General features: G+C 69.6%; 21 protein-coding genes. 3 read left to right on the top strand and 18 right to left on the bottom strand.

Translation table 11 applies throughout. The features are described from left to right. Positions 1 to 242 precede the first annotated feature (242 nt). Positions 243 to 3,458 (top strand): replicative DNA helicase, encoded by a 3,216-nt coding sequence (gene dnaB / locus ACWPOB_RS01035; protein ID WP_455399614.1) that lies wholly within the window; start codon positions 243 to 245, stop codon positions 3,456 to 3,458. Positions 3,459 to 3,804: 346 nt separating this feature from the next. Here the strand turns inward: dnaB and ACWPOB_RS01030 are convergent, their stop codons facing one another. The 3 genes from ACWPOB_RS01030 to ACWPOB_RS01020 are packed head-to-tail and all read right to left on the bottom strand — an operon-like array spanning position 3,805 to position 6,598. Further along, entirely contained in the window at positions 3,805 to 4,581 is a 777-nt protein-coding gene (locus ACWPOB_RS01030) for an enoyl-CoA hydratase/isomerase family protein (protein ID WP_455399613.1), read from the bottom strand. Further along, the gene (locus ACWPOB_RS01025) at positions 4,578 to 6,149 is read right to left on the bottom strand and encodes a long-chain-fatty-acid--CoA ligase (protein ID WP_455399612.1); all 1,572 of its coding nucleotides are present in this window, start codon (positions 6,147 to 6,149) and stop codon (positions 4,578 to 4,580) included. The genes ACWPOB_RS01030 and ACWPOB_RS01025 overlap by 4 nt, the downstream gene beginning before the upstream one ends. Beyond that, positions 6,149 to 6,598: a PaaI family thioesterase gene (locus ACWPOB_RS01020; RefSeq protein WP_455399611.1), complete on the bottom strand. Its 450-nt coding sequence runs from the start codon at positions 6,596 to 6,598 to the stop codon at positions 6,149 to 6,151. Before ACWPOB_RS01020 ends, ACWPOB_RS01025 begins: the two co-directional genes overlap by 1 nt. A 121-nt stretch (positions 6,599 to 6,719) precedes the next feature. Here ACWPOB_RS01020 and ACWPOB_RS01015 point away from each other — a divergent pair, with 121 nt between their 5' ends. Continuing rightward, a complete protein-coding gene (locus ACWPOB_RS01015) occupies positions 6,720 to 7,349 on the top strand; it encodes a TetR/AcrR family transcriptional regulator (RefSeq protein WP_455399610.1) in 630 nt (209 codons plus the stop codon). A 75-nt stretch (positions 7,350 to 7,424) separates the two neighbouring features. Here ACWPOB_RS01015 and ACWPOB_RS01010 read toward each other — a convergent pair whose 3' ends face one another. Both ACWPOB_RS01010 and ACWPOB_RS01005 read right to left on the bottom strand, forming a co-directional pair. Then, positions 7,425 to 8,297, bottom strand: a complete 873-nt coding sequence (locus ACWPOB_RS01010; protein ID WP_455399609.1) for an SDR family NAD(P)-dependent oxidoreductase — start codon at positions 8,295 to 8,297, stop codon at positions 7,425 to 7,427. Between the two features lie 29 nt (positions 8,298 to 8,326). Beyond that, the gene (locus ACWPOB_RS01005; RefSeq protein WP_455399608.1) at positions 8,327 to 10,687 is read right to left on the bottom strand and encodes an acyl-CoA dehydrogenase; all 2,361 of its coding nucleotides are present in this window, start codon (positions 10,685 to 10,687) and stop codon (positions 8,327 to 8,329) included. Between the two features lie 134 nt (positions 10,688 to 10,821). Between ACWPOB_RS01005 and ACWPOB_RS01000 the strand changes: the two genes are divergently transcribed. Further along, a complete protein-coding gene (locus ACWPOB_RS01000) occupies positions 10,822 to 11,976 on the top strand; it encodes an acetyl-CoA C-acetyltransferase (RefSeq protein ID WP_455399607.1) in 1,155 nt (384 codons plus the stop codon). A gap of 104 nt (positions 11,977 to 12,080) precedes the next feature. Here the strand turns inward: ACWPOB_RS01000 and ACWPOB_RS00995 are convergent, their stop codons facing one another. From ACWPOB_RS00995 to ACWPOB_RS00935, 13 genes are read right to left on the bottom strand one after another with little or no spacing between them, the layout of a single operon-like run. Beyond that, the gene (locus ACWPOB_RS00995) at positions 12,081 to 13,220 is read right to left on the bottom strand and encodes a thiolase family protein (protein ID WP_455399606.1); all 1,140 of its coding nucleotides are present in this window, start codon (positions 13,218 to 13,220) and stop codon (positions 12,081 to 12,083) included. Next, complete coding sequence (locus tag ACWPOB_RS00990; RefSeq protein WP_455399605.1) at positions 13,213 to 13,509, bottom strand: hypothetical protein; 297 nt, start codon at positions 13,507 to 13,509, stop codon at positions 13,213 to 13,215. The genes ACWPOB_RS00995 and ACWPOB_RS00990 overlap by 8 nt, the downstream gene beginning before the upstream one ends. Then, entirely contained in the window at positions 13,506 to 14,318 is an 813-nt protein-coding gene (locus ACWPOB_RS00985) for a MaoC/PaaZ C-terminal domain-containing protein (protein ID WP_455399604.1), read from the bottom strand. The genes ACWPOB_RS00990 and ACWPOB_RS00985 overlap by 4 nt, the downstream gene beginning before the upstream one ends. Next, positions 14,315 to 15,250 carry an SDR family NAD(P)-dependent oxidoreductase gene (locus tag ACWPOB_RS00980; RefSeq protein ID WP_455399603.1) on the bottom strand — a complete coding sequence of 312 codons (936 nt, stop codon included), beginning with the start codon at positions 15,248 to 15,250 and terminating at the stop codon, positions 14,315 to 14,317. Before ACWPOB_RS00980 ends, ACWPOB_RS00985 begins: the two co-directional genes overlap by 4 nt. A gap of 32 nt (positions 15,251 to 15,282) precedes the next feature. Further along, positions 15,283 to 16,542 carry a fumarylacetoacetate hydrolase family protein gene (locus tag ACWPOB_RS00975; protein ID WP_455399602.1) on the bottom strand — a complete coding sequence of 420 codons (1,260 nt, stop codon included), beginning with the start codon at positions 16,540 to 16,542 and terminating at the stop codon, positions 15,283 to 15,285. Beyond that, positions 16,532 to 18,811, bottom strand: coding sequence for an acyl-CoA dehydrogenase (locus tag ACWPOB_RS00970; RefSeq protein WP_455399601.1), 2,280 nt, complete (start codon positions 18,809 to 18,811; stop codon positions 16,532 to 16,534). Before ACWPOB_RS00970 ends, ACWPOB_RS00975 begins: the two co-directional genes overlap by 11 nt. A 16-nt stretch (positions 18,812 to 18,827) precedes the next feature. Next, the gene (locus ACWPOB_RS00965; RefSeq protein ID WP_455399600.1) at positions 18,828 to 19,961 is read right to left on the bottom strand and encodes an oxidoreductase; all 1,134 of its coding nucleotides are present in this window, start codon (positions 19,959 to 19,961) and stop codon (positions 18,828 to 18,830) included. A 16-nt stretch (positions 19,962 to 19,977) separates the two neighbouring features. Further along, positions 19,978 to 21,540, bottom strand: a complete 1,563-nt coding sequence (locus ACWPOB_RS00960) for an AMP-binding protein (RefSeq protein ID WP_455399599.1) — start codon at positions 21,538 to 21,540, stop codon at positions 19,978 to 19,980. Continuing rightward, the gene (locus tag ACWPOB_RS00955) at positions 21,530 to 22,687 is read right to left on the bottom strand and encodes a thiolase family protein (RefSeq protein WP_455399598.1); all 1,158 of its coding nucleotides are present in this window, start codon (positions 22,685 to 22,687) and stop codon (positions 21,530 to 21,532) included. The genes ACWPOB_RS00960 and ACWPOB_RS00955 overlap by 11 nt, the downstream gene beginning before the upstream one ends. Next, complete coding sequence (locus ACWPOB_RS00950) at positions 22,684 to 23,100, bottom strand: Zn-ribbon domain-containing OB-fold protein (protein WP_455399597.1); 417 nt, start codon at positions 23,098 to 23,100, stop codon at positions 22,684 to 22,686. Before ACWPOB_RS00950 ends, ACWPOB_RS00955 begins: the two co-directional genes overlap by 4 nt. Next, entirely contained in the window at positions 23,097 to 23,777 is a 681-nt protein-coding gene (locus ACWPOB_RS00945) for a hypothetical protein (protein ID WP_455399596.1), read from the bottom strand. Before ACWPOB_RS00945 ends, ACWPOB_RS00950 begins: the two co-directional genes overlap by 4 nt. Before the next feature lie 9 nt (positions 23,778 to 23,786). Continuing rightward, positions 23,787 to 25,145 (bottom strand): phenylacetate--CoA ligase family protein, encoded by a 1,359-nt coding sequence (locus ACWPOB_RS00940; RefSeq protein WP_455399595.1) that lies wholly within the window; start codon positions 25,143 to 25,145, stop codon positions 23,787 to 23,789. Beyond that, complete coding sequence (locus tag ACWPOB_RS00935) at positions 25,142 to 25,555, bottom strand: nuclear transport factor 2 family protein (RefSeq protein WP_455399594.1); 414 nt, start codon at positions 25,553 to 25,555, stop codon at positions 25,142 to 25,144. Before ACWPOB_RS00935 ends, ACWPOB_RS00940 begins: the two co-directional genes overlap by 4 nt. Between the last annotated feature and the right edge of the window lie 108 nt (positions 25,556 to 25,663).

The raw sequence follows: 25,663 nt of genomic DNA, 5'->3' as shown, positions 1-25,663 counted from the left end.
GAAGTGTGAGATGCGTTGTCCCCAGGTTGTCCCCAAGAGGTGCACAAGGCCGTCCTCCCCTTTCCACAATTCATCCACAGTTGTGTGCACAGGCGGATTTGGACGCCGCCTTCCCAGTGCCTAACGTCGAGCGCGCGCGTCCCGGACGACGTGTCGGTGGGGCCGGGTAGAAGTGGTGTCGAGCGCCGGTGGGCAGAGTCTGTCCGCGGCGGAGGTGCCGAGAAGGGGAAGGACGGCGTCGCGTGGCTGTAGTAGACGATCGGGGCCATTCCGACTACCCGGGACCGCCCGAGGAGCCGGCCGGCGACTTCGGTCGCCAGCCCCCGCAGGACATGGTTGCGGAGCAGTCCGTGCTCGGTGGCATGCTGCTCAGCAAGGACGCCATCGCCGACGTGCTCGAAGTGCTGCGGCCCGGCGACTTCTATCGTCCCGCCCATCAGGCCGTCTACGACGCCGTCCTCGACCTCTACAGCCGCGGTGAGCCCGCCGACCCCGTCACGGTGTCCGCGGAACTCGACCGGCGCGGCGAGCTGCGCCGCATCGGCGGCGCCGCCTACCTGGTGACGCTGACCCAGACCGTGCCCACCGCTGCGAACGCGAGCTACTACGCCGAGATCGTCGCCGAGAAGGCCATCCTGCGCCGCCTCGTCGAGGCCGGAACGCGCATCGTCCAGTACGGCTACGCCGGCTCCGAGGGCCAGGACGTCGCCGAGGTCGTCGACCGGGCCCAGGCCGAGATCTTCGAGGTCTCCGAGCGCCGCACGTCCGAGGACTTCGTCCCGCTCGAAGAGCTGCTGCAGCCCACCATGGACGAGATCGACTCGATTGCCAGCCGCGGCGGCATCTCCCTCGGTGTGCCCACCGGATTCGCCGAGCTCGACGAGGTCACCAACGGCCTCCATCCGGGGCAGATGATCATCGTCGCCGCCCGTCCGGGCGTCGGCAAGGCGCTGGCCCTCGACACTCCCCTGCCCACCCCCGGCGGTTGGACGACCATGGGCGAGGTCGCCGTCGGCGACGAACTCCTCGACGCCCACGGCCGCCCCACCCGGGTGCTGGCCGCCACCGAGGTGCTGCACGACCGGCCGTGCTTCGAGGTGGAGTTCTCCGACGGCACGGTCCTCGTCGCCGACGAACAACACCAGTGGGTCACCTCCGACGGCGGCCCGTCGCGCGTGCGCACCACCGGCGAGATCGCCGCGTCGCTCGCGGACGGTCACGTCGTCGGCAACGTCGCCGCGCTGCAGCTGCCCGTCGCCGATCTGCCCGTCGCCCCGTTCACCCTCGGCGCCTGGCTCGGCGGCCCCTCCGCCGATCCCCACGTGCACATGCGGGTGCAGGGCGAGGGCGGGTTCGCCGAGGAACTCATGACGCTCGGCGCCCGCATCCCCGGCGCCTACCAGCGGGCGTCGGAACGGCAGCGGCGCGAGCTGCTCGCCGGCCTGCTCGACGCCGGCGGCCACGTCGGCGACGACGGCACCGTCCGCTTCGAATCCGACTGCGCACGTCTGCGCGGCGACGTCGCCGAGCTCCTGGCCGGCCTCGGCTACGCCTGCACCACCACCGGATCCGCGGTGCGCTTCGCCACCGACGACGACGTGTTCGTCCTCCCCAGCAAGGCCAAGGCGCACAAGGAGACCCGCAGAGCGGTGCCGCGGGAACGCCGCATCGTCGCCGTCCGCCCCGTCGAGTCCGTGCCGGTGCGGTGCGTCGAGGTCGACGGCGAGCACCTGTACCTCGCCGGCCGGTCCATGATCCCCACCCACAACTCCACGCTCGGCATGGACTTCCTGCGGTCCTGCTCCGTCAAGCACGGCATGGCCTCCGTCATGTTCTCCCTCGAGATGGGCAAGACCGAGATCGTCATGCGGCTGCTCTCGGCCGAAGCGAAGATCAAGCTCGGAGACATGCGCTCGGGCCGCATGACCGACGACGACTGGACGCGCCTCGCCCGGCGGATGAGCGAGATCAGCGAAGCGCCGCTGTACATCGACGACTCCCCCAACCTGACGATGATGGAGATCCGCGCAAAGGCGCGGCGGCTCAAGCAGAAACACGACATCCGGCTGATCGTCGTCGACTACCTGCAGCTGATGACCTCCGGTAAGAAGGTCGAGTCCCGCCAGCAGGAGGTCTCCGAATTCTCCCGTAGCCTCAAGCTTCTCGCGAAGGAGCTCGAGGTCCCGGTGGTGGCGATCTGTCAGCTCAACCGTGGCCCCGAGCAGCGCACCGACAAGAAGCCCATGGTCTCCGACCTTCGCGAATCAGGTTGCCTCACTGCGAGCACCCGCGTCCTGCGCGCAGACAACGGGCGCGAGGTCACCCTCGGCGAGCTGCTGGCCAGTGGGGAACAGCCCGTCGTCTGGTCACTGGACGAGCGCATGCGCATGGTCGCCCGCCCGATGACCAAGGTGTTCCCGAGCGGACGCAAGGAAGTGTTCCGGCTGACGCTCGACTCCGGGCGCCAGGTCGAGGCCACCGCGAACCATCCCTTCCTCACCGTGGACGGGTGGATTCCCCTCGGCGAGCTGACGGCCGGGGAGCGCGTGGCAGTGCCCCGCGCGGTTCCTGCCCCCCTCGAGACGCACGCCGTCTCGGAGGACGACGTCGTCGCGCTGGCCGAGCGCACGGTCGCCGATAGCTCTGTTCCGCCACAGGCGTTCTCGCTGCCGAAGGAACAGATCGCCGCGCTCGTGTGCCACGCCTGGGAGGGCAACGGGATCGTCGCGTGGGACGCGGTCGAAGGACGAGCCGCTGTCCGGTATCCGTCCGCAGACCGGCGCCTCGCCGACGACCTGGCCCGCCTTCTCCTGCGAATCGGTGTCTTCGCTCGGATCGCCGCAGCCGGAACAGGCTCGGGCTGGGATGTTGTCGTCACCGGTCCGGAGAACCAGGCAGTCTTCCTGCACGACGTGGGTGCACACGGCACCGCGGCACAGTGGGTGCTCGCTCAGCTCGGGCCGAAGCTCGTACGCCACGACGCCGACACCGTGACACCCGACGTCGAGGCGACGCTGGGCCGGCTCCTCGCTGTCGAGGAGCTCGCCCCCCGTGAGCTGGTCGCGGCCGCCGCCTCGCGGTCCGCAGGGGGTTCGCGATCGAGTCTGGCGCAGGTGGCGGGCGTCCTCGACACCGCCGACATCGAAATGCTCGCCACCAACAATGTGTACTGGGACGAGATCGTGTCCGTCACCAGCATCGGTGAGCAGGACGTGTTCGATGGGACCGTCCCGGGCACACACAACTTCGTTGCCGACGGCATCTCGGTGCACAACAGCCTCGAGCAGGACGCCGACATGGTGATCCTGCTGCACCGGCCCGACGCCTTCGAACGTGACGACCCGCGCGGCGGCGAGGCGGACCTGATCCTGGGCAAGCACCGCAACGGTCCGACCGCCACCATCACCGTCGCGCACCAGCTGCACCTGTCGCGGTTCGTTGACATGGCGCGGGGTTGAGATCACCACTCGTGTAGGTTCCGGATCCAGTTGGCCATTTCCGGGCCTATCCGTCCCACACTTGTCATAAATCCGGCCTAATCTTGCAACGGCACTTATCGTATGTGTCCGCGGCTTCGGTAATGGCAGGTGCGGGCCTGGTGTTGTCGAAGTCTGCGACAGCGCGACCAGGACAATGCGTGCTCGTCGGGGTGGGCGTGTCGCAGGATCAGATACACGAGTAGGCGGACGGTAGCGAGATCCGTGATTTCTGGGACCATCCTAGGGTGTCGACCGAGCGTCACAGCGGCCCGAGATGTGGCGCCGAGCAGAGGTTGGTCGGGTGCGTCCCGTCGTGGGGGACGGTCTACCCGTCCGCGACCTGACGTTGCATGCCGAAGCTGGCGGCGAAAGCGGCGAGGTCGGGCTTCACGGAGTTCATGTACTCGTACTGCATCAGGATGTGTTCGGCCGCTGATTGGCTGCGGGCTCGCACGAGCATGTGCTTGAGTGCCTGCACCGCGGCCGGGTCGCCGGCAGCGATCCGTATGCACAATGCCTCGGTGGTGGCGCGCAGGTCGGCGTCCGGGACCACCTGGGTCACGAGTCCGAGCTCGAGTGCGTGGGCAGCGTCGACGAGGTCGCCGGTGAACAACAGCTGGGCCGCCCGGTCGTGGCCGACCAGGCGCGGCAGCAGCCACGTCGCGGCGCCGGTGTCGGTGGTGCTGCCGATCTGGGCGTACGGGAAGCCCAGCCGCGCCGAGGTGCCGGCGATGCGGATGTCGGCCTGCAGGGCCAATTCGGCGCCGAAGCCGACCGCCGCGCCGTTGACCATGGCGACCACCGGCTGGCGGGTGGAGGCCAGGCTCCAGCCGGTGAGTGAGTTGGTGAACGCCCGCCCTGCCGGCAGGTATGTCTCCACGGAGAGCATGTCCTCGTCGGTCAGGTCAGCCCCCGAGCAGAACCCGCGCCCGGCCCCGGTCACCACGATCACCCGGACATCGTCGCGACCGCTCAGCGTCGTGGCGGCATCGTTGATCTCCTGAATCCGGGCCGGGGTCACCGGGTTCAACCGGGTCGGGTCGTCCAGGGTCATCCACGCGACCCCGGCCTCCACGCCGACCTGCACGAACGGCTGCCTCACGCGGCCGGCTCCTCCCGCTTTGCCAGGTCCCGCTTGCGGATTTTGCCCGTGGAGGTCATCGGCAGGCTGTCCACCACCTCGATGATGCGGGGGTACTTGTAGGAGGCGAACTGCTCCTTGCACCAGGCGCGCAAGGTGTCGGGGTCGAGGGTGGAGTCGGGCGTGGGGATCACGAACGCCTTGATTTCCTCGCCGTGTTCTTCGTGGGGAACTCCGATCACCGCCGCCAGCGACACCTCCGGGTGTGTCAACAGCACCTCTTCGATCTCGCGGGGGTAGACGTTGTAGCCGCCGCGGATGATGAGGTCCTTGGCGCGGTCGACGATGTAGTACCAGCCGTCCTCGTCACGGCGGGCCAGGTCACCGGTGCGGAACCAGCCGTCGCGCACGACCTCGGCCGTCGCCTCCGGTCGCCGGTAGTAGCCCTTCATGATGTTGTGCCCGCGCACCGCAATCTCGCCGACCACGTCGGCGCCCTCGAGGGTGTTCCACTCCGGGTCGACCAGCCGAACCTCGACCCCCCAGATCGGGAGGCCCACGGAGCCGAGCCGCGGCGGAGCGTCGGTGGGCTCGGACAGCACCATGGGGGAGGCCTCGGAGAGGCCGTAGCCCTCGTGGACGCTCACCCCGAACCGTTCCTCCACCCGGGTCAGGATCTCCACCGGCATCGGGGAGCCGCCGGAGAGTGCCAGCCGCAGTTTGTCGGCGATGGCCCGGACGTCGGTGTCGGGACCGATCGCGTTCAGCAGGCTCCAGTACATGGTGGGTACGCCGGCGAAGAACGAGATCGCCTCGCCCTCCATCAGGGCCAGGGCCTGGCCGGCGTCGAACCGGGGGAGCATCACCAGTGTGGCGGCCGTGGCGAATCCGGCGTTCATGAGCATGGTCTGGCCGAATGCGTGGAACAGCGGCAGCGCCACCAGGGCTCGGTCGTGTAGTTCGGTGCTGGAGCCACACAGCCGCACCGCGGCCAGGGCGTTGAGGACCATGTTGGCGTGGGTCAGCTCCGCACCCTTGGGCTGACCCGTCGTGCCCGAGGAGTACAGGACCACCGCCGTGTCGGTGGGAGAGGTGGCCACCGCAGTGAAGGTCCGCGGCTGCTCCTGCGCTGCCAGGGCCAGGGACTCGGCCCCGGGAACGGTCGAGGGTGTCCGAGGTTCGGTGGTGATGGCCAGGAAGGTCTCGCACCCGGGAGTGGCCAGGAATGCCTCGTGGCCGATCGTGCCGGTGGGCATCTCCGGCGTGCCGTCGAAGCAGAGGAACGCGCGGGCCTCGGCGTCGGCCAGGTGGTAGGCGACCTCACGCGGGCGCAGCAGCACGTTGAGCGGCACGACGGTGGCCCCGGCCTTGAGAATTCCGTAGTAAGCGATCGGGAACCAGGGCAGGTTCGGGCAGGAGAGCGCCACCTTGTCCCCGGGTGAGACGCCCCGGGAGACCAGAAGGTTGGCGACCTGGTTGCTCAGCTGGTCGACTTCGGCGTAGGTGAGTCGGGTCTCGCCCATCACCACCGCGTCGCGGGTGGGGTGGCTGCGAGCACTGTGCTCGAGGAGCATGGAGAGGTTGAGCATCAGCGGAACACACCTTCCGTCGGCGTCGGCTTGCGCAGTTGGGTGAGCGACTCGTGAAGCACCGCGATCGTCCGGCAAGCGGAGTCGAGCACCCTCACCGTGTAGACGCTGGTGCGTCCCTGCTGCGACACCGGGCCCTCGCACACTGCGCGCAACGTGTCCCCGGCCCTCCCCGGGGCCAGGTAGGTCATGGTCGCGGAGGCGGTCACGTGGCTGCCGTCGCGCCGGGAGTTGGCTGCCAGCCCGACGGCCGAGTCGGCCAGGAAGTACGCGACACCGCCGTGGGCGACGCCGACTCCGTTCGTGTCGTGGGCAGCCACGGGCATGGTCACCTCCAGCTCGTCCTCGGTGACCCGGACGAGTTCGATGCCGCGGCTACGCGAGGCGCTGTCGGCCTCCAGTAGCAGTCGGGCAGCTTCCCAGCGGGACGAATCCTCTGTTTCTGACATCCTGAGCGTCCCTCTTTCGTTGTACTTGTTTAATCAAATTTAAATTAGGGATGATTGGTGGTCAAGGCTTCAAGGTGGTTTCGGTCACTGTGTGAGCCGTTGCTTAACGTAGGATCAAGCCATGGCAACTGCTTCCCGCGTCGGTCCAGGCTCGAGCGATGGGTCCGTACAGGGCGCCGGAACTCGGGAGAGAATCCTCGACGCCACCGCTCGCGTGCTCAGTGAGCGCGGGTACGCCGGAACCAAGCTCTCCGCCATCGCGGAGTACGCGGAGATCCAGGCGCCCGCGATCTACCACTACTTCAACAACCGCGAGTCGTTGATCGAAGAGACGATGTGGACGGGCCTGGCCCGTCTCAACGTCGTCATGCGTGAGTCGATCGATGCGATGCCGGCTGAGCTGAACGCCCTGGAGCGCCTGCTTGGCGCCGTCGAGATCCACCTGCGGTACATGTTCTCGACCAGCGACTACGCGGTGGCGTACATCCGTAACACCGCTCAACTGCCGCCCGCGATCCGCGAGCGCCAGGCCCAGGAGGAGTCGCGCCTCGCCCTGGTCTGGCGGGACCTGTTCCAAGCCGCCGACGAGGCGGGATTCCTGCGTCGCGACCTCGACCTCACGATCATGCGGCTCAACGTGGTCAACAGCCTCAACATCACCGCCGAGTGGTGGACACCCCGTCTGGGCACCCTCGGGGAGCTTGTCTCCACCACCCAGGAGATGGTGCGCTCGTCGGTGACGCCGCGCTGACGCGTCCGGCGCCCCTATAACGGCCGAGCCGCCCCGGGTCGTGGTTCCCCGGGGCGGCTCGGTGGCGTGTCGGTGCTACTTCACCGTCAACGTGGTGCCGTAGAGCAGACGCTGCTCCTCCATGGCATTGCTCGGGACCACGAACTCCGAGGAATCCATGACCGTGTCCCAGTTGGCCGCCAGGTCTTCGGGCGTCAGATCGTTGTTGCGGTACCCGGTGGTGGTGGCGATGAACGTGCGCATCACCCGGCCCGCTCCCGCGGTGATGACCTCACCGTTCACCGGGCACTCCTCGCTGGCCAGCAGGGCGACAACAGGGGAGACCAGTTCGGGCCGGGTGAGGTCCGCGACGCTCCCGTCCAGGAGGTGGTCGGTCATCGGTGTGAAGGCCATCGGTGCGAGGGCGTTGGCCTTGATTCCCTTGGGGCCGCCTTCGACTGCCAGTGTGCGGGTGAAGCCCACCAGTGCGGCCTTGGCGGCCGAGTAGTTGGCCTGGCCGAAGTTGCCGAAGAGCCCGGCGCCGGAGCTGGTGTTGACGATCCGACCGTAGCCGCGCTCGCGCATGTGCCGGAAGGCGGGCTGGGTAACGTTGAAGGCGCCCCTCACATGGACGGCCAGGACGAGATCGACCATCTCCTCGGTCATCGAGTGGAAGCTCTTGTCGCGGATGACGCCGGCGTTGTTGACCACGATGTCGATCGAGCCGAACTCATCGATGGCGCGCTCCACCATCGCCCGGCCGCCCTCACTGGTCGAGACGTCGTGGGCGTCGGCGATCGCCGTGCCACCGGCACTGCGGATCTGCTCCACGACGCTGTCGGCCTGGTTCAGGTCGTTGACCACCACTCTGGCGCCGCGCGAGGCGAGCAGTCGGGCGTGGGAGGCGCCGAGGCCGCCGCCTGCTCCGGTGACCAGGGCGACGCGGCCGTGCAGGTCGAGCTGTTCCATGTCTGTTCCTATCTCTTCGAGCGCAGCGCTCAGTGCTGTGCGGTGGTCGTGGGGATGTCGCGGAAGGCCACGGTGCGCGACGGGTCGGACTCGCGGGGGAGTCCGAGGGCACGTTCGGCGATGATGTTGCGCTGGATCTCGTCGGTGCCTCCGTAAATCGCGGGGGCAGGGGTGTAGAGCAGCAGCTCCCGCGCCCAGGTCTCATCCGCACTCTGCGGCGCCCGGGCGGTCGACGGTCCGAGGATTCGCACTGCCAGGTCGCGGGCCAGCCGCAGGGCCGCATTGGAGTGGAGCTTGCCGATGTTGGGTTCGGCGCCGGTCACGTCGAGGCCGACCTTGGCCCGGCGCATGCTCTCCACTCGGATCTGCGACATGTGGGCCAGTCGCACCAGATCGCGGCGCACGCCGACGTCGTCGGCGCCGCGGTCCTCGGCCAACCGGAGCAGGGTTGCGACCGACTCGTCGGTGACCACACCGAGTGAGTGGGGGTCGAAGGCCTCCACGAACTCGGCGGCGGGTCGCTCCAGGTGACCGGCGATCTCGCCGGGCATCGCCGGGGTCATGGTCGGCGACGCGGCGATGCTCGAGCGTTCGACGGAGAGGGTGAGGTTGGCCAGCTTCCAACCGTCTCCCAGCTTCCCGAGCCGGTACTCGTCCGGCACCACGGCGCCGTCCAGGAAGACATCGTTGAACATCGAGTGGCCGTTCATTTCCCGGATCGGCCGGATCTCGACGCCCTCCTGGCGCATCGGGAACAGGAAGTACGTGATGCCCTGGTGCTTGGGGACATCGGCGTCGGTGCGGGCCAGCAGGATCGCGAAGTCTGCCAGGTGGGCGTTGGACGTCCAGGTCTTCTGGCCGGTGATGCGCCAGACGTCGCCGTCGCGGACCGCCTTGGTGCGCAGGCCGGCCAGGTCGGAGCCCGCACCCGGCTCGGAGAAGAGCTGGCACCAGGCTTCGGTGCCGTCGAGGATCCCGGGCAGGAACCGCGCCTTCTGCTCGGCGGTGCCGGCTGCGGCGATGGTGGGTGCGGCGAGGGCGCGACCGATGCCGCCGGGGCCCAGGGTCACACCGGCGCTCGTCATGGTCTCGGCCAGGACGCCCTCGTCCGCCGAGGTCCAGCCGCGGCCGCCCAGCTCCTCGGGCAGCGACGGAAGGTTGAGACGTTCCGCGGCCATCCGCTGCCACCACTCGCGGACGGTCAGGCCCGGCTCCCACTGGCGGTCGATGAAGTCCTGGACCTCGGCCGCGACGTCGGCGCCGGAGCTCGTAGCGGTGTCGTCCTCCTGCTCCGGAGCGGAGGAGGTGAGGCTTTCGGCAAGCGACGCCCAGGCACGGTCACGGGCTCCGTCGCCGGCACCCAGCAGCCCGCGGGCGGCGTGGATGCGCCGGTAGTAGAGGTGGGCGTCGTGCTCCCACGTGTAGCCCATGCCGCCGTGCAGCTGGATCATCTCGTCCACCAGATGGGTGGTCTTCTCCACTGCCCAGGTCAGGGCCAGATCCGCCGAGTGGGAGGCATCAGCGCTCTCGGTGATGATCGCGTCGATGGCGCGGGAGACAGCAGAGGCGGTCGTCTCCACCTCCACCATCATGTCGGCCAGGCGGTGCTTGATCGCCTGGTAGCTGCCGATCAGGCGTCCGAACTGGCTGCGCTCCATGCTCTGGGCGACAGTCTGTTCGAGGGCGGCGCGCGCGGTGCCCAGCAGGATGGCGGCCAGACCGGTGCGGGCCACTGCCAGGGCGTGGGTCAGGTGCTCCTCGGTGGCGCCGGGCAACAGCGTGGCGGGGGACGACGTCAGCGTGACGCGGGCACGGGGGAGTGAGGGGTCGAGGTCGGAGGTATCGATGACCTCCACGCCGGGGGCGTTCGCGGTGAGCAGGGCGAGCGCGGGGCCGTCGGGTAGCGGGACCTCGACCACGAACAAGTCGGCGCCCAACCCGTCGGGCACGCCGTCGACCTCCCCGGCGAGCTCCACACCGTCGGCCGTGGCGGTCGCGGTCAGCGACAGAGGGCCGTCCCAGGACGTCACCACTGTGGCGCGCCGCTGCCCCGATGCGACGGATTCCAGCAGGTCGGTCCCTGCTCCGGCCGCTGCCAGAAGTTCCGCAGCCACCGTGTGCGAGAGGAACGGGAGCGGGGCGAGGCTGCGTCCGAGCTCTTCCAGGACGACGCCCGCCTCGGACAGGGTGGCCCCGGCGCCGCCGGCGGCTTCGGGTAGCACGAGACCGGCCAGGCCGAGTTCCTCGGCGAAGCGCTTCCACACCAGTGCAACGTCGGGGCGCACCCCGTCGAGACCTGCGCGCAATTGGTCCCGGGACCACGTGGCTGCCAGGAAGTCGCGCACCACCGTGCGCAGCTCGGAGCGTTCGGATGCCGAGTCGTGTGTCATAGCCGACCTTTCGTGGATGATTTAATCTAGTTTAAGCACATCGGGACAGATCACGGCTAGAACTCGGTTAAGTCGATGGTGTGTCTAATCAGAATTAATCGCCGACGAGGGTTGGCATCACGAGAGGAATGTTCATGGCAGAGGCATACATAGTGGACGCGGTGCGGACCCCGGTCGGTCGACGCAAAGGTGGATTGAGCCAGGTCCATCCGGCCGACATGGCAGCGCACGTGATCGGCGGTCTCGTGGAGCGCACCGGGATCGACCCCGCGGCGGTGGACGACGTCATATTCGGGTGCCTGGACCAGGTCGGCTCGCAGGCGGGCAATATCGCTCGGACCGCGGCACTGGCCGCGGGACTCCCGGAGTCCGTGCCCGGGGTGACCATCGACCGTCAGTGCGGGTCGAGCCAGCAGGCCGTGCACTTCGCCGCCCAGGCGGTGATGAGTGGAAGCCAGGACCTGGTGGTGGCCGGTGGGGTGCAGAAGATGAGCCAGTACCCGATCCTCTGCAGCTACCCGGCCGGCGCCGCGTACGGCCCCTCGGACCCGTACACCGGCTCCACCGGCTGGGCCGAACGGTACGGAGACGCGGAGATCTCGCAGTTCCTGGCCGCAGACCTGATCGCCGAACAGTGGGGGCTGGAGCGCGAGGAGCTCGATGCGTTCGCGATGCAGAGCCACCAGCGCGCCGCAGCGGCGACCCGCGAGGGTCGGTTCGACGCCGAGATCCTGCCGTACCAGGGAGTCGCTGCCGACGAGGGGATCCGGGCGGAATCGACGCTCGAGGCCCTTGCCGCGCTCGAGCCGATCCGCGAGGGCGGGCGGGTGACACCGGGCGCTTCCAGCCAGATCTCGGACGCGGCCTCGGCCCTCCTCGTGGCCTCCGGTGATGCGGTGCGGACCCACGGACTCACCCCGCGGGCCCGGGTGCACCACATGACCGTGCTGGGAGCCGATGCGTTGATGCTTCTCACGGCCCCCATCCCGGCTACCCGCCGTGCCCTCGACAGGAGCGGGCTGACGGTGGCCGACATCGACCTGTTCGAGTGCAACGAGGCGTTCGCGCCCGTGGTGATGGCCTGGACCAAGGAACTGGGAATCGACCCCGAGCGGGTCAACGTCAACGGTGGCGCGATCGCCCTGGGGCACCCCACCGGAGCCTCGGGAGGACGGATCATGGCCACTCTGCTCAACGAGATGGAGCGCACCGGTGCCCGGTACGGGCTGCAGACCATGTGTGAGGGTGGCGGATTGGCCAACGTGACCATCCTGGAACGCCTGGGCTGAACCCACGACCCGGCCGGCGGCGGCAACTGACGAGGCCCCCGACCGTGTCTCCCCACCCATCGAGGGGGAGCACGGTCGGGGGCCTCGTCGTCACCCGGTAGAGGTCAGTTCTTCTCCACGCGAGTCAGAACCTGCGTGTAGCAGACGCCTCCGACGCCGACCAGCTGGGTGAGACCGACGCGGTCGTCGGCGACACGGAAGCGGCGGAGGGTCTCGTGGACCTGGGCGAGTCCGGTACCGCCGCTCGCGTGTCCGCGGGCGATGAGCCCGCCGTCGGTGGACACCTCGGCCACACCGAGCGATGCCTTGGACCCGGGACCGAAACCGCCCCGCTCGAGCAATTCCTCGGTCTCACCGGGGACGCTGAGACCGATCTGTTCGCAGTACTCGATCTCCTCGATCGCGAAGGCGTCGTGCACCTGGACGACGTCGAGGTCCCGGGCGCCGACTCCCGCGGTGTCCAGCGCCGCACGGGCGCCGACGCCCGTCAGCGTGGCGGAACCGACGATCGCGCCCTCGAGGATCAGGTTGTCCTCGTAGACCTCGGTGTTGCAGATCGACGCGGCGATCTTCGCAACCTGCGGGTTGCCGCCTTCGGCCCGGGCCATAGCCTCGGCCGACATGAGCACCGCGGCTCCGGCGCCGTCCCCCCATGGGGTGCACATCATCGAGGTGATGGGAGCGGCGATCATCCGCGACGACAGCACCTTCTCGACGGTCACCGGCTCGCTCGGCTGGCGCAGGGCCAGCGGGTTGGCGGCCGCGTAGTTCCAGTTCTTGGCGGCTACCAGCGCCAGGTGGCGTTCGGTGGTCCCGACGTCGAGGGCCCGACGGTTGGCCCACATCGAGAACAGGCTCACCGGTGGGGCGAAACCCTGTGCGGCGATGGCAGTTTCGGCCGAGCCCGCCGTCTCCGGCACGTCGTAGCCGAGCACCAGGACCACGTCGTGGAGGCCGGAGGCGACGGCCAGCCAGCCCTCGTGGAGAGCCGAGAGCCCACTGGCCGAGGCGTTGGTGACATGGTGCACGGGGATGCCGGTGATGCCCAGCTCGCGAGCCAGGTAGACCGCTCGCGGGCTGTCCGGCAGGGCCGAGCCACCGTAGACCGCCTGCACGGCGCTGTATTCCACCCCGGCATCTCGCAGGGCTTCGGTCCCGGCCTCGCGGCCGAGCTTGCGGCCGCTGCCGGGTTCGTACTTCCTGAAGGGGGTCAGGCCGGTGCCTGCCACGTAGACGTCACGCACGTTCGAATCTCCATCCGTTCTCGTCACCGGTCAGCCGGTAGGCCGCGCCGATCTCGGGCACGCCGGGTGCCAACTCCGTCTGCAGCCGCACACCGTCGGCCAGGTCGACCAGCCCGTAGGTGACGTCGCCGACCACGGCGAAGGAGTGCAGGTTGCCGGTGCGGGGCAGCGCGACCGGGGTCAGCGGGCGCAGGGAGCCGTCCGCTGCCAGGGCGCGTGCGGGGAAGAACACCTGGCCGGTGACGTCGTCGCGCGAGCCGGTCAGGTGGAAGGGTTCGGTGGTGGTCACGGGCGCTCCACGATTCGATAGGTGAGACGGGCACGCTCCGCGCCCGTGGTGTCGTGCACGACCAGATGTGCGTCGGCCATCGTCATCACGCCGGAGCGACCCTCGACGGTGCGCCGGCCCGAATGACCCTCGGTCACGAGCAGTTCGTCGCCGACCCGCAGTGGCGCGCCGGTGAAGGTCAGGGTGCTGCTGCCGTGCACGACCCGGGTGAAGTCGAAGTCCAGTCGCTGCACGAAGTCCCGAGAGCTGGGAGACCAGCGCATCGCGGTGGCCAGGAACGCCGGGTGGATCGGGGCCCCGGCGGCGGTCGACAGCGGCGAGTCGACCGCTTCGCCGAAGAAGCGGGCGTGACCCTCTTCCACGGGCCAGCGGAAAGGCTCGCCGAGGGGGGTGAAGTCCGCGGGAAGCGGTTCGGCGGCGACTGGCCCGGAGCCGGTCACCAGTCGGCCGTCCACGACCGGGCCCGCCGCTCCGACTACCCGGGCCGCGGTGCTGCGGGTGCCGTCGGCCTCGTCCACGGCCGGGTCGAACTCCGCGCTGAGCAGTTCACCGGCCAGGACGGGGGCGAGGAACCGGACCTCGAGCCGTCGCAGGTCCTGGACGTCGTGGTCGGCGAGGAACTCGCTCACCAGCAGGGCCGTGGTCAGCGAGCCGACCACGACGGGGCGGTCGAACCCGGCAGCGCGCGCAAACTCCGGGTCGTAGTGCAACGCGTTGAAGTCCCCGCTGGACCCGGCGTAGCGGACCAGTCGTTCGACGGTGATGGGGGTCCCGAAACCGGGCCGGACCGTCTCCGCCGCCGTGCTCATGCCTGCTCCGAGGGGAGGAAGGCTCGCAGCTCGGGGGTGAGCTTCACGATCCGATCGGCGCTGTCGTCCAGCTCCTGCCAGGTCCAGCGGTGGCCGGCCCGGAGCTCGGCGACCTGCGGCCACACCTCGAAGAACTGGATCCGGTCGCCCTCCACGCCATAGACGGACCCAGAGGGTGCCGGGCAACCTTCGGCGCCGAGCCAGAGCACGAACGGGGCGACGTTGCCGGCGTCCCAGTAGTCGAACTCGCCCTCTGCCACAGCGCGGCCGACGTTCTCGGCCGCGTCCGGGGTGCTCAGGGTCAGACGGGTGCGGGCACTGGGGGCGACGGCGTAGCTGCGTACTCCCAGACGCTCGTTCATCTCCCTGTGGGCGACCAGGGCGAAGGTGGCCAGACCACCTTTGGCGGCACCGTAGTTGGCCTGGCCCGGGATGCCGAGCAAGCCCGACATACTGGTGGTGGAAACCAGCACCCGATCGCGGACGATGCCCTGCTTGGCCTGCTCGCGCCAGAATCCGGCCACGGCGTGGGTGGTGGACCAGTGGCCGCGCAGGTGGACCTTGATGACCGCGTCCCACTGGTTCTCGTCCATGGTCACCAGCATCTTGTCGCGCAGAATGCCGGCGTTGTTGATGAGCACGTGGACGTCGCCGAAGGCCTCGAGGGCCGTGGCGAGCAGTCCACGCCCGCCCTCGGCCTCGGAGATGTCGTCGGTGTTGGCGACGGCGGTGCCGCCCAGGGCTTCGATCTCGGCGACCACGCCGGCGGCGGCGCTGGTGCTGGTGCCGTCACCGCCGAGGCTGGTGCCCAGGTCGTTGACGACGACCTTGGCTCCGTTGGCGGCGGCGAACAGGGCGTACTCGCGGCCGAGGCCGGAGCCGGCGCCGGTGACGACGACGACCCGGTCGGCAAGACGGTCTGTGGTGGGCACGACGGTTTCCTCTCTGGTGGAGTGCAGGGGGTTCAGCGGCGGGGCGCGGGGCAGGGGGTCACCGTGCCGGTGACCTCGCCGAGACTGATGGGTTCGCCCGGACCGCTGGTGGTGGCGGTGATGGTGACGGTGTCGCCGTCCTCGATGAAGGTGCGCTGCTGGCCGTCGGCCAGGGTGACCAGCTGGGTGCCGTTCCAGGTGAGCTCGATGAACGAACCGGCCTGGTCGTAGACCGGACCCGAGACGGCGCCGGAGGCGAAGAGGTCACCGGTGTGGGGCGGGGCCCCGTTGCTGGTCATGTGGGCGAACATCTGGGCCGGGGACCAGTACATGTCCCGGTACCGGGGCCTGGTGACCGGCACGCCGTTCCACTCGACCACGAAGTCGATATCGAGCCCCCAGTCCTGGCTGCCCTGCAGGTGCGGGAGCGGCGTGGGCACCTGCTCGGGGGTGGGGATGCGCGCGGCACGCAGGGCCTCCAGGGGCACCACCCACGGGGAGATCGAGGTGGCGAAGCTCTTACCGATCTTGGGCTCCGCCGGTACGTGCTCCCAGACTTGGAGGTCGCGCGCAGACCAGTCGTTGATCAGCACCACTCCGAACACGTGGTGTTCCAGCTCATCGGGGCTGACGGGCTGGCCGTGGTCGCTCCCGACACCGACGACGAAGCCCAGTTCGACCTCGATGTCGAGCAGCTGTGAGGGGCCGTGGCTGGGAGCCTCGCTGCCGACGGGCTTGCGCCGCACCAGAGGCCGGGGGATGTCGGTGCCCGACGCCACGACAGTCTCCGCGCGGCAGTGGTAGCTGACCGGCACGTGCTTCCAGTGGGGCAGCAGGGGCTCACCATCGGGTCGGAGGAGTCGGCCGAGGTTCGAGGCGTGGTGCTCGGAGGCGTAGAAGTCGACGTAGTCGCCCACTTGGAACGGCATGAGCAGCGACACCTCGGTCAGCGGGAAGGTGGCTTCGGTGTGGGTGCCACGCTCGACGGCGTCACGCAGGGACGCGCGGACCTCCGCCCACCGCTCCGGGCCCTGGGCCATGAACGGATTGAGCGAGTCGGTCACGAAGGAGGGGTCCGCCAGGGCGGCCGCCACGTCGATCACATCGTCGTGTAGGCGTACCCCCACCCGGGCCTCACCGGTGCCGGGCCGGAAGATGCAGTAGGGGAGGTTATGAGACCCGAAGCCGGGCGGGGCCGACCCGGGTGGGAGGACCTCGGCGTCGGCGACGCGCCGGTCGGTGAATGCCTGCTCGACGGGGGCCAGGGCCACCTGGCCCGGTTCAGCGGGCACCGGACGGCTCCTTACGGTTCGCGGCCTTTTCCTCCGCCCACGAGACCTTGACCCGGTCCCGTGGCTCGGGCGGCAGGCCCAGCACCCGCTCGGCCAGCACGTTCTTCTGGATCTCCTCGGTGCCGCCACCGATCAGCAGGCCCACGGCGCCGAGCACGTACTCGTTCCAGTCACGGTCGCGCAGCACCTCGGGACCGAGGAGACGGCTCACGAAGTCGGCAACTCCGAGTGCTGCGCGGCCGGTCAGGAGTTTGTTGACAGACCCCTCCGGTCCGGGCTCGTTCCCGCTCCGCACGGTCTCGAACATTTGGGCCGACAATGCGTGCAGGGCCCGCTCGATCGAGTACAGCTCCACGAGCTGAACGCCCTGGGCCTCGGTCAGATCAGCAGCGCGCTCCTGTGCCTCGCGGAACATCCTCTGGAACGGGACGCCGTCACCGGTGAGAGCGAGCCGTTCGTTCATCAGGGTGGTGATCGCGACCCGCCATCCGTTGCCGACCTCCCCGAGGACGGCCTCGTCGGGGAGGAACACGTCGTCGAAAAACGTCTCGCAGAAGAGTGCCGACCCCGAGTTCTGGACGATCGGACGGACGGTGACCCCGGGCGTGTCCATGGGGACCACGAAGACGGTGAGGCCTTGGTGCTTCGGGACATTCGGGTCGGTGCGGGCCACCAGCAGACCGAGGTCGGCGTTGTCGGCCCCGGAGTTCCAGACCTTCTGTCCGTCGATGCGCCAGCCACCCTCGGCCCGGGTCGCCCGGGTCGAGGCCATGGCCAGGTCCGAGCCGGCCCCGGGCTCGGAGAACAGCTGGCACCACAGGTGCTCGCCGTTGAGCATCCGCGGCACGTACCGCTGCTTCTGCTCATCGGTGCCCCATTGCACGACGGTCGGCAGGATCATCCCGTAGGTGATCGCGAACAGCCAGTGCGGAAGTTCGTACCGGTGCTCCTCGGCCTGGAATTGGAGGGCCTCGAACCGGGAGCGCCCCTGACCACCGAGCTCGGTGGGCACGGCGATACCGGCGAACCCGTTCTCCGACTTCAACCGCTCCCAGTCGCGGGCACGCCGCAGCTGGTCGGCGGCCTCCTCGGGCGTCAGCACCGCGAAGTGCCCGACGTGGTCGCGTGGGCCGACGAATCGCGGCGCGTGCTGGGCCAACCAGCCGGCCTCGGGGCTGCTCTCGGCGCGGTCGGTGTCGTCGCTGCGTCGGGTGGTGAGGTGGCCGGCCAGCAGGCGGACGAGTTCGTCGTCGTCGCCGAACAGGAACCGGTCGGTAGTCGCGCGTCGCACGAAGCGGTGGGCACCGAGTTCCCAGGTGAAGCCGATGGCACCGTGCAGCAGGATCCCGCGGGTGGCGATCTGGGACAGGGCCTTGCTGGCCTGCACCTTTGCGAGTGTGGCGGGAACCAGGGTGGCCTCGCTCGTGGCACTGCCGTCACCGAGCGCGGCAATGGCATTCCGCAGCAGGGCCCGGGCGTGGGTGACCTCGGTCCAGAGGTCGACGGTGGTGTGCTTGACCCCCTGGAACTGGCCGACGACCCGGCCGAACGCCCGACGTTCCTTGATGTAGGCGATGGTCTGCTCGAGCATCTCCTCGGCCGCACCGATCAGCTCGGCGGTTAGGGCGACGAGCCCCGCGGTGAGTCCGTACTGCACAGCGGCCCGGGCCGTGTCGGGTGCAGCCACGTGCCGCGCCGCAGCGGACCGGAAGTCCAGGTCGGCGAGGGGGCGGGACGGGTCGGCGGTGTCGCCGGGCGTGACCACGACTCCGCTGCCGTCCGTCTCGAGGAGGAAGAGGCCCTGGTCGGTGGGGACGAGTACCCGGGCCGCGTCGGCGCCGTTGAGTACGTCCGTCACGCTGCCGGTGAGCTCCCACCGGTCGCCGTCGCGGGTGGCGGCCACGCCGGCTCGGGAAACGTCCCAGGCAGACGTGGACACGGGCACCGCCAGAACGGTCACCTGACCCGCATCCAGTGCAGCGACGAGCTCGTCGCGGATCTCGGACTCGAGTCGGGTGGCTACGGCTGTGGCGACCACGGAGCCCGCCAGCCAGGGCACGGAGCTGAGGGTGCGGCCGGTCTGCTCCGACACGGCCGCCACGAGTGCCGGCACCGGCAGGTCGAGTGAATCGTCGGCCGCCAGCGAGGCGAAGCCGTTGTCGGCCAGGAGCTTCCATCCGGCTGCCGTGTCGGGGGCTTCCCGGAGGATCTGACCGACGCTGGTCGCGATCGTCGCGAGTTCTTCCGCGTAAGTGGTCAACGCAGTCACTTCCAATCAGTACGGGTCAGTAGAGGCGTTCGGCGGGTCGCGGGGCGACCACCGGCTTCTGGTACGGGGTGATGGGCGCCGGGTCGGTGCCTGCGGTCTTGTTCACCCAGGCGGGGTCACCGAGCAGTGCCCGCCCGAGGGCGACCAGGTCGAACTCGCCGTCGTCGAACTGGCGGGCGAGGGTGCGCAGCCGATCCTCGGGGGAGGCTCCGGCCGGGGCCTCGGCACCGAACGGTGTGTCGATGCCGACGGAGCCGACGGTGATGACCGGTTTGCCGGTGATCTTTCTGGCCCAACCGGCCAGGCCCCGTCCTCCGTGCTCGGGGAACTCGGGTTGCCAATGCCGACGTCCCGAGGCATGCAGGAGATCCACCCCGGCATCGGCGATCGGGGCCAGGATCGCCTCGAGCTCGGTCGGGGACTCGGCGATGCGGCAGGAGTACCTGTCGACCTTCCACTGCGAGAATCGGTAGCCGACGACGAACCCGGGGCGCACGGCCCCGCGCACCGCTCGGACCACCTCGACCGGGAGGGTGGTCCCGTGTCCGCGGGCCAGACCGTAGCGGTCGGTCCGGCGGTTGGTTCGCTCCCAGACGAACTGATCCAGCAGGTAGCCGTGCGCGCCGTGGATCTCGACTCCGTCGAACCCCATCCGCTCCGCGTTCTCGGCCGCACGGGCGTACGAGGCCACGATGGCGTCGATCTGCGCGGTGCTCAATTCCTCACCGAACGGCCGGCCGTCCAGGTCCAGGCCCGACGGGCTCCGGGCGGGGACGCCGGGGTGCGGCACCTGGTCGTTGCCCCGCAGGACACCTCCGTGCCACAGCTGCACGAGGATCGAGCTTCCTGCGTCGTGGACTCGGTCGACGACGTTGCTCCAGCCCGCGGCCACTTCCTCGCCCTCCAGGGTGGGGATCAGGTCGCTGAAGCCGGCGGCCGGGTCGTCGATGAAGGTGCCCTCGGTGATGATCAGCCCGGTACCCCCGGCCGCTCGGGCGGAGTAGTAGTCCGCGCTCTCCGTGGTGGGGATGCCCCCGGGCGTCTTCCGCCGGGACATCGGTGCCATGGCGAAGCGGTTGCGCAGCGTCATGTCACCGACGGTGAACGGGCTGAGCAGGCTGTCGATGAGCGGAGCTGTCGAGGTCGTCATGCGGGTCCTTCCTGCATCAGCGGGCGGCGTGGGTGGAGCTGGGGTAGCCGCCACCCCCGTGGTCGCGGTCGAGCCGGTCGTAGTCGACGGGTCCGCCGGTCCGGGGGAGCGGTGCGTCGACGAAGACGACGCTGCGGGGTTTCTTGTAGGAGGCGATCCGGCTGAGGGTGTGCCGCACCACGTCGTCCTCGGTGAGGGTGGCGCCGTCGGTGCGACGCACCACGGCCCGGATCGACTGACCCCACTTCTCGTCGGGGACACCGATGACGCCCACCTCGAGTACGCCGTCGAGGTCGCGGATGGCCCCCTCGACCTCGGCCGGGTACACGTTCTCGAGACCGGTCTTGATGAGTCGGGCCATCGGACCCAGGAACACGAGTCGGCCGTCCTCGCCGAAGGTTCCGAGGTCGCCGGTGTGCCACCAGCCGTCCCGCAGGCGTTCGGCGTTGATCTCCGGGCGATTCCAGTAACCGTGGTGGACCAGGGGACCCCGAACCAGCACCTCGCCGGTGGATCCGGGGGCCGAGGTGACTGTGCCGTCGTCCCGGCGCACGGCCAGTCGGGTGAGCGGCGCGGCCAGGCCGATGCCCAGCGGCAGCGGTCCCTCTCCGAGCAGGGCGCCGTGTGCCACGTTCCCGGAGAGCTCGGTCTGGCCGTACCCGTTCGAGGAGCGACCCCACGGGGTCTCGTCGGGGCGAACCAGATCACGCCAGACGGGCAGGTCCAGCGGGGAACGGAAGGAGGACAGGTCCGCGTCCACCTCGACGGCGTGCCGGGCGAGGTCCTCGGCCACCTGGGGCAGCACGAATCCGCTGGTGCATCGTTCTTCCTTGATCACCCGGCACATCAGCTCGACGTCCACCCGGGGGACGACGACATTGACGCCGCCGTGTTCGAGGGTGGCGACCGCGACCATCATCGTGGCGATGTGGAACAGGGGACCGCAGTCGAGGTAGGTGAAGCGGCGGTCGAGCTGCATCAGCGAGCCGAGGACGAGGCCTTGGGTGAGCAGGTTGCTGCTGGTCAGCATCGATCCGTTCGGGCGGCCGCTGAACGCTGCGGTGTACAGCACGAGGACCGGGCTCTGTGCGTCTCCGGTCGTCTCCTGCACGTGGGCCGCGGCGACTTCCGCGTCGACGGCCGACACCAGGTCTTCGTACCGGCTGTCCCCGGGAGTGTCGTCGATCCACTCGGCCCGCCCGGTCCGGGCGAGCACGTCGCGGTCGACCCCGTCGATGCCCTGCCACACGACGACCGACGGGTCGAGGTCGGTGAGCGTCGAGGCGAGTTCGTCGGTGGTGAGCCTCCAGTTGAGCGGCGCCAGCATCGCCCCCAGCCGCGAGGCGGCCAGCAGGAGCTCGAAGATGTGGTGACAGTTCTGGCCGAGCCACACGACCCGGTCGCCGGTGCGCACACCGCGCGCCGCGAGAACGGCTGCGATACGGGCCGAGCGGTCGGCGAGCGCGGCGTAGGACAACCGTGTGTCGCCGCACACCACTGCGGGGTCCCGGGGTCGGGTTTCGGCCAGGTCGGTGGCGACGTCCCACAGCGTGGGGAACCGGTGGGCTTCAGTTGTCATGGCCGAGTACCACGCATTCGTAGTGGTGGGTGGCCGAGGCGCTCGCGCCGGCCATGGCCAGTTCGACGTCGGCGACCTGATTGACCGCGGTGCCACGCAACTGGCGGACAGCCTCGATCACCTTGAGGGTCATCTGCTGCGCGCCGAGCCAGGAGTGGCTCAACAGCCCCCCGTCCGGGTTCACCGGGGTGGAGCCACCCAGGCCGATCGTGTCGGGGGTGCAGTAGGCGCCGCCCTCCCCGCGCTCGCACAGGCCGAGCATCTCGACCTGGCGGAGCACCTCGAACGAGGTGGCGTCGTAGAGCATGAAGGCGTCGATATCGGCGGGCGTGCAGTCGGCCATGCGGAAAGCACGGTCGATGGCGGATTGTCCGAGCCAGCCGGTGCGCTCGAGCCGCGGGGGCTGGGTGTAGTGCGGGTCGGTGACGTGCATGCCGCCGCCCAGGATCCGGACCGGGGTCGAGTCGAGGTCCGCCGCGCGCTCGGCGGAGGTGAGCACGACGGCGGCCCCACCCTCGGCCACCAGGCAGCAGTCGAGGAGGTGCAGCGGGGTGGAAATCATCCGGGAGGCGAGGACGTCCTCGGCGGTGTAGGGCCCGCGGCCGAACATCACCGCCTCGGGGTTCACGTGGCCGTGGTTGCGGATGGTCGCCGCGATCGTCGCCAGCTGTTCGGGGGTGGTGCCGAACTCGTGCATGTGTCGCTGTGCCACCAGGGCGAACTGGGACATCACGTACGCGCCGGTGTGGTCGGTGAACTCCAGCACCTCGGAGACACCGATGGGTTCGCTGCCGACGCGCCGGGCCACCTGCCCGCCACCGACCACGGCCACCGAGCACAGGCCTGCCTGGATGGCTGCGGCGGCCTTGAGGATGCCGCGCGGGCCGCTGCTGTCGAACATGCCGTCGGAGGTCCAGGCCATCGGCCGACCCAGGAGACGGGCCCAGGACGCGCCGTCATGTCCGCGCAGGCCGCCGTCACCGAGCCATTCGACGGCGATCCCGTCGACGTCGTCGATGCCGAGGCCGGCGTCGGCGAGGGCGCCGTGGATGGCTTCGAGGGCCAGGTCTGTCGAGGTCCGACCGGGGAGTTGCTTGGCCTGCGGGGTCGCGTGGACGCCCGCGATCACCACGTTCTCGAGACTCATGCCGCCTCCTGTGCGACGAAGACCGGGTAGAGACGCTCCCCGGAACTGCGGAAGGCGACCCGGACGCGGTCGTCGTTGCGCCAGGTTTCGGGGTCGGAACCCTCGAGGTTCGCCAGGATCGACCAGCCGTCGTCGAGTTCCACCACCGCGATCACGTACGGCGCCGTGAACTCGGGGCGTGGCGACCGGTGTACGACGGTGAGGCTGTACACCTTGCCGGTGCCGGGGCTCTCGACCCAGGTCCACGCCGCCGAACGGCAACCCACGCAGAACTCCTCGGGGGTGAACCAGCGCAGACCACACGCGGAGCATTCCTGGACCAGCAATCGCTGCTCCGTGCAGGCAGACCACCAGGGAGCGGTCAGGGCGGTGGGTTCCGGGAGCGGGACGCTCAGCACATCGGGGGCGCTCATGCGCTGGCCTCGAGTGTGAGTCGACCGCCCCGCCCGCAGGGGCAGGAGGACGGGTCGGGGACGCCGAGCACGGAGGTCTCGAAGGTCGCCGGTGCAGTCGCCCGGGTGGGGGCCGGCGTGACGCTGAGGCCGTGGGGGTGCGGCGTCACCTCCCACTGCAACGGGTCCACGTGGAGCGACCCGTGGGCGCATTCCAGGGCGAGGGCGGGACCCAGCGTCAGCCAGGTCACCGCCTTCACCCCGTGCGCTTGCAGGGTGGGTACCAGGGCAGGCTCGGCGGCGACGACGCGGGCCCGGGCGAGCACTGCGTACGGGTCGCCCAGCTCTGCCAGTCCGTCGACCACGGCCTGCGTCACCCCGAGGATCGCATCGATGTCGAGGCGTCGGGTGAACATTTCGGTGCGATTGGCGTCGAAGGTGGTGGCGTCGGCGAAGTAGACCGCCCGCGAGCCCCGCGCCGCGGCCGCGGCGAAGGGCCAGACGGTGGCCACGCCGGGCAGGGTGGAGAGCAGGAGGACATTCGCGTCGGCGGGCACACCGAGCGCGTCCAGCGCCGCGCCGGCAGCGAGGGTGTCCTGTTCGATGTCGTGGTAGGAGACGGGGATCTCGTGGCCGTCCGGGAGGAATCCGACCCCCCACAGACCGGCAGCGCCCGTCGATGTCATCCAGGTGTGCATCTCAGCTCCTCAAGCCTTCACGATTCGGGGGATCTTGTGGGGTGGTCCGAGTCGGAGCAGGGATTCCTCGCCGACCACTTCGATGTCCACCGGCACGCCGACGACGGATTCCAGGGCGCGGGCGAGGTCTGCGGAGATCTCGCTCTCGCTGCGGCGGCTCAGGTTCTCGATGCCCACCCGCAGTCGGAGCCGGCCCATCGGGTGGCCGGTGGTGACGATCTGGAAGATGCCGCTCCGGCTCTCCGGGACGGACTCCACGCAGCGCCACACGTCGGCGGGCATGACCCGCACGTCGCGAACCAGGACCCCGTCGGTGACGCGGCCGACCGGCCAGATCCGGGCATGGGTGCGGCCGCAGCCGCACCGGTCCCAGGCGACCCGGACCAGGTCGTCGGAGCGGTAGCGGACCAGGGGGATGCCGTCCGAGATCGAGGTGACGACGAGTTCGCCGGACTCTCCGGCGGCCACTGCCGTGGCCGAGTCGGGAGCCAGGTGCTCGACGTAGACCTGGTCCTCGGGCGCGTGGCAGCCGTCCTGCTCCAGGCACTCGGTGGCCACGGCGACGTCCCCGACAGCAGTGTGCTGGTACAGCTTCATGCCGAGGTCGCGGGCGATGGCGGCTGCGCGGTTCCCGAGCGGCTCACCGCCGTAGATGAACGGGGTTCCGGCGAGCCACTCGCGGACCTCGGGGTCGTCGATCTCCGGGAGCTCGGCCAGCTCGAAGATCATGGCCTGGCTGAGAAGGAAGAGGCACGACGGCTTGTTGCGTCGCGCGAACTCCACGAGGCGACGCAGTTCGTCGGTGCCGTGATTGAAGAAGACCGGGGTGGCGCCGAGTCGCTGCGGGTTGGCCCATACCGGACCGCGGAAGGTGAACAGCGTCATGGCCACGAAGTCGCCGGGGCGCACGCCCAGCTCCCAGTAGGCACGGCAGAAGCTTTCCGTGTAGGAGCCCGGCGTCTCGGCGCGGGACCGGTCGAAGAAGGGCAGGAGCGTGGGGTCGCTCGTGGTTCCGGAGGTGGACTGGGCGCCCCACACGTGGGTGGTGGGCGCGTGTCCCAGTCCGGAGAACGCGTCCCCGTGTTCGTCGCGGTACTCGCGCAGGGTGTCCTTGTTGATGAAGGGCACCGAGGACTGGAAGTCCGCCAGTGTCTTGATGTCCTCGGGACGGACGCCGGTCTTGCCCCAGCTCCAGCGCACCAGGGGCGAGCGCCGGTAGGTCTCGGGCAGGCTGGTCAGCAGCCGGTCGACCCGCAGGTGGTCCAGCTCTTCGCGGGTCATGGTCTCCAGTACGGGGTCGAGGTAGCGGCCACCCCGCAGGCGGGTGGCTGCGCTCGACGCGGCAGTGACCTGTGCGGTCGCGGTCATCGTTTTCCTCCGGGAGTGCGGTCGGGGGTGGGGGTGGTGACCGGGCACGGATCCATGTAGATCCGGTACGAGGCCACCGAGAGGTCGGGGAGTAGTCGCACGGTGGAGGTCACCGGCAGCGGGCCGACCGTGCTCCGGCCGTGGCGGGTGTACGTCACCTCTGCCTCGACGCTCACGACCTCGCCCTCGGACCAGGAGCCGGTGGTGGTGCCGAGTACGTCGTGGTGGATCCCGTCGAGACCGGAGAAGAAGGAGGTCAGGCTGCGGCATACGGCGTCCGCGCCGCGCACCGTGGGGAAATTCCCGAACCGGAGTTCTCCCTGCGCCGCGAATGCCGAGGCGACAGCCTGGGCGTCCTGTGCGTCGTTGGCTGCCAGCAGCGCCAGTACGCGGTCGACACTCTCGGCCATTTGCTGTCCTCCGATCCGTGATCCGGACACTCCCGGTCGGGGGTGTCGGGGCGGTGTTCATGCCGCCTGCACATGAATTCTGCGATCGGAAAGTTCAACAGAAAAGGA

It is taken from the genome of Rhodococcus sp. 2H158 (assembly GCF_053764755.1).
Note: the sequence above shows the minus strand (reverse complement) of the source record. Positions and strands in the feature narration are given on the sequence as shown.

Coding starts and splice junctions, on each gene's coding strand:
- ACWPOB_RS01005 (WP_455399608.1), bottom strand. CDS start 10,687: ATGACACACGACTCGGCATCCGAACGCTCCGAGCTGCGCACGGTGGTG.
- ACWPOB_RS01020 (WP_455399611.1), bottom strand. CDS start 6,598: ATGTCAGAAACAGAGGATTCGTCCCGCTGGGAAGCTGCCCGACTGCTA.
- ACWPOB_RS00955 (WP_455399598.1), bottom strand. CDS start 22,687: ATGAGTCTCGAGAACGTGGTGATCGCGGGCGTCCACGCGACCCCGCAG.
- ACWPOB_RS01000 (WP_455399607.1), top strand. CDS start 10,822: ATGGCAGAGGCATACATAGTGGACGCGGTGCGGACCCCGGTCGGTCGA.
- ACWPOB_RS00950 (WP_455399597.1), bottom strand. CDS start 23,100: ATGAGCGCCCCCGATGTGCTGAGCGTCCCGCTCCCGGAACCCACCGCC.
- ACWPOB_RS00985 (WP_455399604.1), bottom strand. CDS start 14,318: ATGAGCACGGCGGCGGAGACGGTCCGGCCCGGTTTCGGGACCCCCATC.
- ACWPOB_RS00945 (WP_455399596.1), bottom strand. CDS start 23,777: ATGCACACCTGGATGACATCGACGGGCGCTGCCGGTCTGTGGGGGGTC.
- ACWPOB_RS01025 (WP_455399612.1), bottom strand. CDS start 6,149: ATGCTCAACCTCTCCATGCTCCTCGAGCACAGTGCTCGCAGCCACCCC.
- ACWPOB_RS01015 (WP_455399610.1), top strand. CDS start 6,720: ATGGCAACTGCTTCCCGCGTCGGTCCAGGCTCGAGCGATGGGTCCGTA.
- ACWPOB_RS00960 (WP_455399599.1), bottom strand. CDS start 21,540: ATGACAACTGAAGCCCACCGGTTCCCCACGCTGTGGGACGTCGCCACC.
- ACWPOB_RS01010 (WP_455399609.1), bottom strand. CDS start 8,297: ATGGAACAGCTCGACCTGCACGGCCGCGTCGCCCTGGTCACCGGAGCA.
- ACWPOB_RS00940 (WP_455399595.1), bottom strand. CDS start 25,145: ATGACCGCGACCGCACAGGTCACTGCCGCGTCGAGCGCAGCCACCCGC.
- ACWPOB_RS00935 (WP_455399594.1), bottom strand. CDS start 25,555: ATGGCCGAGAGTGTCGACCGCGTACTGGCGCTGCTGGCAGCCAACGAC.
- ACWPOB_RS00965 (WP_455399600.1), bottom strand. CDS start 19,961: ATGACGACCTCGACAGCTCCGCTCATCGACAGCCTGCTCAGCCCGTTC.